This is a genomic window from Burkholderia sp. ABCPW 11 (assembly GCF_001523445.1).
In the GTDB taxonomy this organism is placed as follows: Bacteria; Pseudomonadota; Gammaproteobacteria; order Burkholderiales; family Burkholderiaceae; genus Burkholderia.
Map to the genome: position 1 here is coordinate 58,629 of NZ_LOVM01000066.1, position 7,565 is coordinate 66,193.

Genomic DNA, 7,565 nt, shown 5'->3' on the forward strand with positions numbered 1-7,565 from the left:
AGCAGCCGTTGCAGCAAGCCAAGCCACTTTTTTTGGTTCTCGCACAAGGAAGAAAAAAGCGACACGTCGAAGGACGTGTCGCTTTTTAGTTTGAGCTGCCAATGCGCGAAGCACGTTGCCCGGGTGTCGCATTGCTGCCGCCGGTGCGGCGACAGCGAGGAGCGGCATGCTCGCCGCTTCAGAACCCCCAGAACATCAACCACCATGCGCTGTCGACGACGGCCAGCCCGACGGCGAACCACGCGAATGCCGCGAGCCGGCGCGGCCATGCCGCATAGCGCCCCGCTACCTTCCACGCGAGCCACGCACTCCACACATTGGCGCCGACCAGAATCGCGATACGCACATCGGATGCCCAGCCGAGCGGCACATGCTCGGCGCGCAGCAACGACAGCGTCGTGGCCGACAGCCCGAGGAACACGCCCGCACCCGCGATCGGAATCAGCGCCTGTGCGAGATGATGCAGGCGCACGCGATCGAAGCGGCCGAGCATCAGCGTGGCGCCGGCCAGCAACACCAGCAGCGCCGTGCCGTACACGAGGCCCGTGCCGACGATGTAGCTGACGACCAGCCCGCCATCGAGCCAGGAGAACACGTCGTTGCGGTCCGGGTAGTGCGTGAGCAGGAACCACGGCGCATTGGTCTCGAGCGGCCACGTGATGTCGCGGTCGATCAGCCAGCCCGCGAGCCATTGCTTGATCTGCACGAACCAGGGGCTGACGGTCCAGTGGAACGCGCCGATCGCCACGCCGAGCAGGCCGTACAGGATCAGCGCGGTGTCCCACGGGTTGGCCTGTTCCGCACCGAGGTTCACGACTTCGTCGGACGGCGAACGCAGCGACAGCGAAATCGCGTCGCGGTGCCCGCTGCAGCGGCCGCACATATGGCAGGCCGCCGCACCCTTCATGTTGCGCAACGGCACGAGCGGCGCACAGTTGATCGGAATCACGCGATGGCCGTGCTCGCCGTTCTTGTACGAACGGCGCCATGCATCCTCGTCGACCTTGTAGCGCATCGGCGCGAGCCGTGCGAGCAGCCCGAACACGCCGTTGACCGGACACAGGTACTTGCACCACACGCGTTTCTCGCGGCCGTACAGCACGCCGATCACGATCGCGCCGACGGTCGAGCCGCCGAGCACGAACAGCACCGCGAGCGGGTACTGGTACACGCTCACCATCTGCCCGTAGATCGTCGTGATGCCGAACGCGACGAACGGCCAGCCGCCCCACCGGATCCAGCGCGGAATCGGGCCGCCGCGGCCGAACTTGCTCGCGTATTCGGTAAGCGCGCCCTCAGGGCACAGCACACCGCACCAGACGCGGCCGAGCATCACCATCGACAGCAGCACGAACGGCCACCAGATGCCCCAGAACGCGAACTGCGCGATGAGCGTGAGGTTGTTCCACAGGTGCGCGGAATCGTCCGGCAGCGGCAACACCGCCGGCACGATGATCAGGAACGCGTAGACGGCGACGACGATCCACTGGATACCGCGGATCAGCGCACCGTGGCGCTGCATCCACTGGCCGGCCTGCGCGAGCCAGCCCGGCTTGACGGCGGCGACAACGCTCATGCCGCGCGACCCGCTGCAACGGCCGGACGGCGGCTCGCGCGCTTCATCAGCAGCCAGACGACCGCCCAGTACACCGCATACGCCACCAGGTTGGTCAGCGCCGGGTGCGCGCGATAGCCGGTCAGCGTCGCGACGAGCGAACCGAACGTGCCCGAATCATCGAGGATCGCGGACGTATCCCACACCTGCGAGATGCCGAGCGGCAGGATTTCCTTGTCGATCAGCTTGTCGACGCCGGTCTGGAACAGGCCCGCGCCGAGAAACAGCAGCATCACCTCGGTGACGCGGAAGAAATGCCGCCACGAGAAATACTTGCCGCCGAGCTGCAGCAGATAGAACGTGAGGAACGCGAGGCCGAGACCGATCACGACCGCGAGCATCTGGCTGCCGTCGACGTGGCCCGACTGGCCGAAACCGAGGCCGTACAGGAAGATCACCGTCTCGCTGCCTTCGCGCGCGATCGCGAGCGCGACCAGCACGGCGACGCCCCACCAGTTCGAATCGCGCGTGCTTTGCTGCAGCGACTGCTCCATGTCGCGCTTCAGCGTGCGGCCGTGCCGGCGCATCCACAGCACCATCTGCACGATCAGCACGCACGCGATCAGCACCATCGCCGTCTGGAAATAGTCCTGCGCGTCGCCGGACAACACCTCGGTGAACCCGACCAACGCGGCGCCGAGGCCGACGGCCATCAGCAGGCCGGCGCCGACGCCGGCCCAGAGGAAAGGCAGGCCGCGGCGCGCGTCGTCGTCGCCGTTTTTCAGCCATGCATAGAGAATGCCGACGACGAGCAGCGCTTCGACGCTCTCCCGCCAGACGATGAACAAGATCTGACCCATCGATACCTCCTGACGCGCGGGGCAAGGGACTGGACGCCCGCGCGCAGATAAAACGCGTTACTTCGCGACGATCACGCCCTGTGCCTGCTGGTGAAAATCGTCGAAAAACTTGTATTCGCCCGGCGACAGCGGGGCGACGACCACGAACGAATCGGCGCCCGGCGCGAGCACCTTCTCCTTGCGCAACTGCACGCTCTCGAATTCGGCGGCGCCCTTGCCGGTGTTCCTGATCTCGATCTTGAAGCGCTGGCCGGCCGGCACTTCGATGCGCGCGGGATTCAGCTTGCCGTCCGTCATCTCGAGCTTGAACGTCGGCAGATCGGCTGCATGCGCCGCGCCGGCAAGCCACAGCGCAGCGGCTGCGGCAACGATTTTCTGGGGAATTTTCATTCTGGGTTCTCTACGCCGACGGCGCGCCGAAGCGCGCCGTTCGTCATGCCACCGATCAGTAACCGCCCTTCTTGCCGATACCGGCGAACGGGAAGTCGTACTCGAGCGTGATGGGCTTGAACCACGGGCCCACGCCCGTTTCCTTGTCGACGTGGCGGCCGAACGCCATGTGACCAGACTGCATCGGCGGCTTGACGACCAACGTCAGGTGATACTTGCCCGGGCCGGCGAGCTTCACGTTGTCGCCATAGTGCGGGCCGTCGCTCGCGACCATGCCCATCAGGTCGCCCTCGGCCTTCCACTTCGTGTCGCCCTGCTTCGTCAGCTTGTACGTGACCTGCAGGTACGGCATCCAGTCGCCTTCCGCGAAACCGGTCGGGTTGTTCTTGACCGCATGGATGTCGGCCTCGAGGTGGATGTCGGAATCCGACGCCTTGCGCATCATGCCTTCCGGGTCCATCGTGATCGGCTGCAGATACACCGCCCCGATTTCCATGCCGCCCTGGATCTGCTGCTTGCCGATCGGATACTCGGCCGCCGAGGCCGACATCGCGGCCAGCGCCGCCGCTACCGCAACCGTCGTGCGGATGAACGAAGAACCCAACATGGACACTCCTTGTTATTTGTCTGACTATCTTGACGACATGCGAGCCGCCGCCGGGCGCCCGCTGGAAACACTAACGCGACGAAGAACGTTAATGCGAACTATTCTCAATACATGAGGAGTTTAGCACCGAACCCGTTTCCGAACAAACGGAGAGGGCCGTAAACCCCTGATCCGACAAGGCTTACAGGCGCTTTACCAAAAGGATTCGGTGACGCTTGGAAAGATTTACCGCCCGCCGCTGATGTGATCGCCGACGTTCGCGCCGAACACGCGTTCGCGCAGCACGGCAAGCTGGTCGCGGGTCGCGGCGGCCTTCTCGAATTCGAGGTTCTTCGCGTAGTCGGCCATCTGCTTCTCGAGACGCTTGATTTCCTTCGCGAGTTGCTTTTCCGACATGTCCTCGAATTTCGCGCGCTGCTGCGCCTCCTTCAACTCCGCACGCGCGTCGTCGGCGTTGTAGACGCCGTCGATGATGTCCTTGATACGCTTCACGACGCCGCGCGGCGTGATGCCCATCTTTTCGTTGTAGGCGATCTGCTTCGCGCGGCGCCGCTCGGTTTCGTCGATCGCGCGCTTCATCGACTCGGTCATGTTGTCCGCGTAGAGAATCGCCTTGCCGTTCACGTTCCGCGCGGCACGTCCGATCGTCTGGATCAGCGAGCGCTCGGCGCGCAGGAAGCCTTCCTTGTCCGCGTCGAGGATCGCGACGAGCGACACTTCGGGAATGTCGAGGCCCTCGCGCAGCAGGTTGATCCCGACCAGCACGTCGAACGTGCCGAGCCGCAGGTCGCGGATGATCTCGACGCGCTCGACCGTATCGATGTCGCTGTGCAGATAACGCACCTTGACGCCATGGTCGGCCAGGAACTCGGTCAGCTGTTCGGCCATGCGCTTCGTCAGCACGGTGATCAGCACGCGCTCGCCGGCCTGCACGCGTGCGTTGATTTCGGTCAGCACGTCGTCGACCTGCGAGCTCGCCGGCCGCACCTCGATTTCCGGATCGACGAGGCCCGTCGGTCGCACGACCTGCTCGGCGATCTGCCCCGTCACGCGCTTCTCGTAGTCGGCCGGCGTGGCCGACACGAACACGACCTGACGCATCTTGCGCTCGAACTCGTGGAACTTCAGCGGCCGGTTGTCGAGCGCCGACGGCAGGCGGAAGCCGTAATTGACGAGGTTTTCCTTGCGCGCGCGGTCGCCGTTGTACATGCCGTTCAGCTGGCCGATCAGCACGTGCGATTCGTCGAGCAGCATCAGCGCATCGGGCGGCAGGTAGTCGACGAGCGTCGGCGGCGGATCGCCGGGCGCCGCACCCGAGAAATGCCGCGAATAGTTCTCGATGCCCTTGCAGAAGCCGAGTTCCTGCAGCATCTCGAGATCGAAGCGCGTGCGCTGCTCGAGGCGCTGCGCCTCGACGAGCTTGCCCTCGCGATGGAAGAACTCGAGCCGTTCGCGCAATTCGTCCTTGATCGTCTCGACCGCGCGCATCACGGTGTCGCGCGGCGTCACGTAATGCGACGACGGATACACGGTGAAACGCGGAATCTTCTGCCGCACGCGCCCGGTCAGCGGGTCGAACAGGTGCAGCGTCTCGACCTCGTCGTCGAACAGCTCGACGCGCACGGCCATTTCCGCGTGTTCGGCCGGGAAGATGTCGATCGTGTCGCCGCGCACGCGGAACGTGCCGCGCTGGAAATCCTGCTCGTTGCGCGTGTATTGCATCGCGATCAGCCGCGCGATCACGTCGCGCTGGCCGAGCTTGTCGCCGGTGCGCAGCGTCAGGATCATCTGGTGGTATTCGGACGGATTGCCGATACCGTAGATCGCCGACACCGTCGCGACGATCACCACGTCGCGGCGCTCCATCAGGCTCTTCGTCGCCGACAGCCGCATCTGCTCGATGTGCTCGTTGATCGACGAGTCCTTCTCGATGAACAGGTCGCGCTGCGGCACGTAGGCCTCAGGCTGGTAGTAGTCGTAGTACGAGACGAAATACTCGACCGCGTTGCGCGGGAAGAACTCGCGGAACTCCGCGTAAAGCTGGGCCGCGAGCGTCTTGTTCGGCGCGAACACGATCGCCGGGCGGCCGAGCCGCGCGATCGTGTTGGCCATCGTGAAAGTCTTGCCCGAACCTGTCACGCCGAGCAACGTCTGGAAGGCAAGGCCGTCGCCGACGCCTTCGACGAGCGTGTCGATCGCGGTCGGCTGGTCGCCCGCGGGCGGGTATGGCTGGTAAAGCTGGAACGGCGACCCTTCGAAAGTGACGAATTTGGATTCGTCGAGCGCGTCGCCGACTTCGGCATGATGTTCGGACATGGAATGCGGCCGGAGCAAGGGCAAAGAAAGCATTCTAGCGCTTCGCGGCCGCGCGAACTGCTGTCGGCTCCTGACGCGCGACGGCCGCCCGAATTCACGATTCGCCGCCCCGATCGCGATGGAATCGCCGCCCCCGCCAGCGCGAATTCGCTACAATGTCAGGCTGCTGCGCTTTCCGGCGTCGCGCCGTTGGCGCGCTGCACTGCGCCCGCCCGCCGGCTGAAAGCCTGACCCTCTTTTCACTACTGCCGAATCATCATGTCGCTCTTCTCCGCTGTCCAGCTTGCTCCCCGCGACCCGATCCTGGGCCTGAACGAAGCCTTCAACGCCGATACGCGTCCGACCAAGGTCAACCTCGGCGTCGGCGTGTACACGAACGAAGACGGCAAGATTCCGCTGCTGCGCGCGGTTCGCGACGCGGAGAAGGCGCGTGTCGAGGCCGGCCTGCCGCGCGGCTACCTGCCGATCGACGGGATCGCCGCCTACGATGCGGCCGTGCAGAAGCTGCTGCTCGGCAACGACTCGCCGCTGATCGCGGCGGGCCGCGTGGTCACGGCGCAGGCACTGGGCGGCACGGGCGCGCTGAAGATCGGCGCCGATTTCCTGCGCACCGTGAATCCGAACGTGAAGGTCGCGATCAGCGATCCGAGCTGGGAAAACCACCGCGCGCTGTTCGAAGCGGCCGGCTTCGAAGTCGTCGCGTACCCGTATTACGACGCGGCCACCAACGGCGTGAACTTCGAAGGCATGCTGTCGGCGCTGAACAGCTACGCGGCCGGCACGGTCGTCGTGCTGCATGCGTGCTGCCACAACCCGACCGGCGTGGACCTGACCGAAGCGCAGTGGCAACAGGTCGTCGACGTCGTGAAGGCGCGCAACCTCGTGCCGTTCCTCGACATGGCCTACCAGGGTTTCAGCGAGAACATCGAAGCCGATGCCGCTGCCGTGCGCCTGTTTGCCGCGGCCGACCTCAACGCGTTCGTGTCGTCGTCGTTCTCGAAGTCGTTCTCGCTGTACGGCGAGCGCGTCGGCGCGCTGTCGATCATCACGTCGAGCAAGGAAGAAGCCACGCGCGTGCTGTCGCAACTGAAGCGCGTGATCCGCACGAACTACTCGAACCCGCCGACCCACGGCGGCGCGGTGGTCGCAGCGGTGCTCGCATCGCCGGAACTGCACGCGGCGTGGGTGCAGGAACTCGGCGAAATGCGCGACCGCATCCGCGCGATGCGCAACGGTCTCGTCGAGCGCTTGAAGGCGAGCGGCGTCGATCGCGATTTCAGCTTCATCAACGCGCAGCGCGGGATGTTCTCGTATTCGGGCCTGACCTCGGCACAAGTCGATCGCCTGCGCGACGAGTTCGGCATCTATGCGGTCAGCACGGGCCGGATCTGCGTCGCCGCGCTGAACACGCGCAACCTCGACGCGGTCGCCAATGCGGTCGCAGCGGTCCTGAAGTAAGGCGGCGCCGGGCGGCAGCCGTCACCGGCCCCGCCTTGCCGACATGAAAAACGCGCTCCGTGGAGCGCGTTTTTTTGTGCTGTTCAGCACGGTGGGCGCTACACCGCCCGCCCTCGCGTTACTGCATGAACCAACCGTGGCTGACGACCACCGATTGGCCCGTGAGCGCAGCGCTCGGGAATGCCGACAGGAACAGCACCGTCTGCGCGACGTCCTGCACCGTCGTGAACACGCCGTCGACCGTGTTGCCGAGCATCACCTTCTTGATCACTTCCTCTTCGCTGATGCCGAACTCCTTCGCCTGCTCCGGAATCTGCTTGTCGACCAGCGGCGTGCGCACGAAGCCCGGACACACGACGTGCGAGCGCACGTTGTGCTT

Annotated in this window: 7 protein-coding genes; 1 reads left to right on the forward strand and 6 read right to left on the reverse strand. The window is 65.1% G+C overall.

What is annotated here, in order from left to right; translation table 11 throughout:
• Positions 1-178: 178 nt before the first annotated feature.
• The 5 genes from WS61_RS23735 to uvrB all read right to left on the reverse strand — a co-directional run bounded on the left by WS61_RS23735 (position 179) and on the right by uvrB (position 5,728).
• A complete protein-coding gene (locus WS61_RS23735; RefSeq protein ID WP_059504037.1) occupies positions 179-1,576 on the reverse strand; it encodes a 4Fe-4S binding protein in 1,398 nt (465 codons plus the stop codon).
• A complete protein-coding gene (locus WS61_RS23740) occupies positions 1,573-2,415 on the reverse strand; it encodes an FTR1 family protein (protein WP_059504039.1) in 843 nt (280 codons plus the stop codon). Before WS61_RS23740 ends, WS61_RS23735 begins: the two co-directional genes overlap by 4 nt.
• A gap of 57 nt (positions 2,416-2,472) precedes the next feature.
• Positions 2,473-2,805: a cupredoxin domain-containing protein gene (locus WS61_RS23745; RefSeq protein ID WP_006478303.1), complete on the reverse strand. Its 333-nt coding sequence runs from the start codon at positions 2,803-2,805 to the stop codon at positions 2,473-2,475.
• Between the two features lie 55 nt (positions 2,806-2,860).
• On the reverse strand, positions 2,861-3,412 hold the full coding sequence (locus WS61_RS23750; RefSeq protein WP_050018184.1) for an iron transporter: 552 nt from the start codon (positions 3,410-3,412) through the stop codon (positions 2,861-2,863).
• A gap of 225 nt (positions 3,413-3,637) precedes the next feature.
• On the reverse strand, positions 3,638-5,728 hold the full coding sequence (uvrB, locus tag WS61_RS23755; protein ID WP_059504041.1) for an excinuclease ABC subunit UvrB: 2,091 nt from the start codon (positions 5,726-5,728) through the stop codon (positions 3,638-3,640).
• 258 nt (positions 5,729-5,986) lie between these two features.
• On the opposite strand from uvrB, the gene WS61_RS23760 reads away from it, so the two are divergent.
• The gene (locus WS61_RS23760) at positions 5,987-7,186 is read left to right on the forward strand and encodes an amino acid aminotransferase (protein ID WP_059504043.1); all 1,200 of its coding nucleotides are present in this window, start codon (positions 5,987-5,989) and stop codon (positions 7,184-7,186) included.
• A gap of 118 nt (positions 7,187-7,304) precedes the next feature.
• Here WS61_RS23760 and WS61_RS23765 read toward each other — a convergent pair.
• Positions 7,305-7,565, reverse strand: a 261-nt coding sequence (locus tag WS61_RS23765; protein ID WP_157692779.1) for an SDR family oxidoreductase, incomplete at its 5' end; no start/stop codon positions are given.

Bases quoted from the DNA above. Each gene is read 5' to 3' on its own strand.
- uvrB (WP_059504041.1), bottom strand. From the start codon at position 5,728: ATGTCCGAACATCATGCCGAAGTCGGCGACGCGCTCGACGAATCCAAA.
- WS61_RS23735 (WP_059504037.1), bottom strand. From the start codon at position 1,576: ATGAGCGTTGTCGCCGCCGTCAAGCCGGGCTGGCTCGCGCAGGCCGGC.
- WS61_RS23740 (WP_059504039.1), bottom strand. From the start codon at position 2,415: ATGGGTCAGATCTTGTTCATCGTCTGGCGGGAGAGCGTCGAAGCGCTG.
- WS61_RS23750 (WP_050018184.1), bottom strand. From the start codon at position 3,412: ATGTTGGGTTCTTCGTTCATCCGCACGACGGTTGCGGTAGCGGCGGCG.
- WS61_RS23760 (WP_059504043.1), top strand. From the start codon at position 5,987: ATGTCGCTCTTCTCCGCTGTCCAGCTTGCTCCCCGCGACCCGATCCTG.
- WS61_RS23745 (WP_006478303.1), bottom strand. From the start codon at position 2,805: ATGAAAATTCCCCAGAAAATCGTTGCCGCAGCCGCTGCGCTGTGGCTT.